The 2,485-nt window shown below is 61.9% G+C and carries 2 pseudogenes; both read right to left on the reverse strand.

Annotation, left to right across the window (positions count from 1 at the left end):
* Positions 1–1,321: 1,321 nt before the first annotated feature.
* Positions 1,322–1,876, reverse strand: a pseudogene (locus tag X738_RS89950) (TCP-1/cpn60 chaperonin family protein); the annotation flags it as partial.
* Between the two features lie 2 nt (positions 1,877–1,878).
* Positions 1,879–2,247: pseudogene (locus X738_RS89955) on the reverse strand (TCP-1/cpn60 chaperonin family protein); the annotation flags it as partial.
* Positions 2,248–2,485: the final 238 nt, after the last annotated feature.

Genomic DNA, 2,485 nt, shown 5'->3' on the forward strand with positions numbered 1-2,485 from the left:
GTAGGCCAGGTACCAGCGCACGCACAGCAGGATCACCGACTGGTCGAAATGGCGGCCCTTGAACATCACGTGCTCCTCCACAGCTGAGCAGTGTTTCTTGCCATGCTCCGCTTACCGAAAGGTTTGCGACAGAGCCCTGTGGAGCGGCCGCAGAATTCTCATGAGGTTCGTTTCTCGGTTAAGGATGGCGTGCGCCAAGTGTATATCTCGTCCCTTGATGAGCTGCGCTATGGCCTTGATCTGGATGAGAACCGTTCGGACGGCGTGACGGATGAAGATTTGCGGCGAGAGCGGCGGAAGGAACAGCCGCCTCAGCAGATCGCTAATGTCAACACGGGATCCCCCAGTCATACGACGAGAGCGCTTTAACCGACGATGAATCGGAATCCGGTACATAAACAAGCTCGAATAGACGCCTAATAGGTGACGTCAATTCCCGTGAGGCGCTCCTCGCTGAATAAAGTCACCGCACAGGGCGCGAGAAAGACACGGCCGACAAGAACGATTTAGATGTCGACCTGGAAAAGCTCGAACGGAACAAATATGCCGGCATCCTTAAAAAAGGATCCTGAGCGGGAGCGCGAGCCTGACATGCAGGTCATTCGTTCGCCGGTACTTCGGCGCCAGCAGGTCCGCGACGTTTTCAATTCTGACGTCGCTGCGTTTAACCAGGTGATTTTCGACAGCCGACGCGGCAAGCGAAGTCGAAGCCACGGACTTGATTGGCCAACGAAACCTAGCGCCTAAGGAGACGAGGATGAGGCTAATGCAGGCGAGCGAGATGGACTCTGGACAACCTGATCCGGAAAGGCGCCGCGACGTTCAGAGGGTAGAACGCTGCCAAACCAAGTGCCCTATTCGCAAACCATGCGGTACCGCTTGCCGGGCTCGCTGACGTTGTTGCAGACAAGCGGCTTGTGTGGCTCGGAAGACGAGAGCGGAGGACTTGCGACCCGCGATGCGCGTCTGTTTGATCTCTTGTGACTTGCCGAATGGCGCGGTTCGAGCCTTTCCGGCTCCTGTGGCGCAACCGGAAACACGCTGGTTTCGATCTGTGGCTGTTGCAGGCGTGGCGGCTCTTTGTCAAAGAATCGCCTGGCATCAAGCGATCTCGGAATAGTCACCGTACCGTCATCGCTGCGCGCGCAGCCGCTGCCCAACAGTAAAGCCAGCCCCAGGGAAAAAGGCAGTATCTGTCCAAACATAAGCACACCTTGGCGGGCATATCCCGGCTTGCGAGTCGCCGGTAACTGGGGCAATCGATCACGAAGAAAGGGCGGCATCGCTTGCCGCCCTTCCGAGATTGTTGAGATGCGTGGACTTAGAAATCCATGCCGCCCATGCCGCCCATGCCGCCGCCGGGCATACCACCCGGCATGCCGCCGCCAGCCGACTCCTTCTTCGGAGCCTCCGCGATCATAGCTTCGGTGGTGACCAGCAGGCCGGCGACCGAGGCCGCGTCCTGGAGAGCCGTGCGCACCACCTTGACCGGATCGACGATGCCCATGGCGATCATGTCGCCATATTCGCCGGTCTGGGCGTTGAAGCCGAAGGTCGCGCCCTTGTTCTCAAGGATCTTGCCGGCAACGATCGATGCTTCCGCACCGGCGTTAGCCGCGATCTGGCGGGCCGGAGCCTGCAGCGCGCGACGCACGATGGCGATGCCGGCGGTCTGGTCGGAGTTGGCGCCGGTGACGGTGATGGCCAGCGAAGCGCGCAGCAGGGCGACGCCGCCGCCGGGCACGATGCCTTCTTCGACGGCCGCACGGGTCGCGTTGAGGGCGTCATCGACGCGGTCCTTCTTTTCCTTGACTTCGATCTCGGTCGCACCGCCGACGCGGATGACGGCAACGCCGCCCGCCAGCTTGGCGAGACGNCGAGGATCTTGCCGGCAACGATCGATGCTTCCGCACCGGCGTTGGCCGCGATCTGGCGGGCCGGAGCCTGCAGCGCGCGACGCACGATGGCGATGCCGGCGGTCTGGTCGGAGTTGGCGCCGGTGACGGTGATGGCCAGCGAAGCGCTCAGCAAGGCGACGCCGCCGCCGGGAACGATGCCTTCTTCGACGGCCGCACGGGTCGCGTTGAGGGCATCATCGACGCGGTCCTTCTTTTCCTTGACTTCCACTTCGGTCGCACCGCCGACGCGGATGACGGCAACGCCGCCCGCCAGCTTGGCGAGACGCTCCTGCAGCTTCTCCTTGTCGTAGTCCGAGGTGGTCTCCTCGATCTGCTGCTTGATCTGGGCNGACTTCGATCTCGGTCGCACCGCCGACGCGGATGACGGCAACGCCGCCCGCCAGCTTGGCGAGACGCTCCTGCAGCTTCTCCTTGTCGTAGTCCGAGGTGGTCTCCTCGATCTGCTGCTTGATCTGGGCGACGCGGCCCTGGATCTCTTCCTTCTTGCCGGCGCCGTCGACGATGGTGGTGTTCTCCTTGGAGATCGACACCTTCTTGGCGCGGCCGAGCATGTTGAGGCCGACATT

This window comes from Mesorhizobium sp. L48C026A00 (assembly GCF_000502375.1).
Taxonomy (GTDB): Bacteria; Pseudomonadota; Alphaproteobacteria; order Rhizobiales; family Rhizobiaceae; genus Mesorhizobium; species Mesorhizobium muleiense.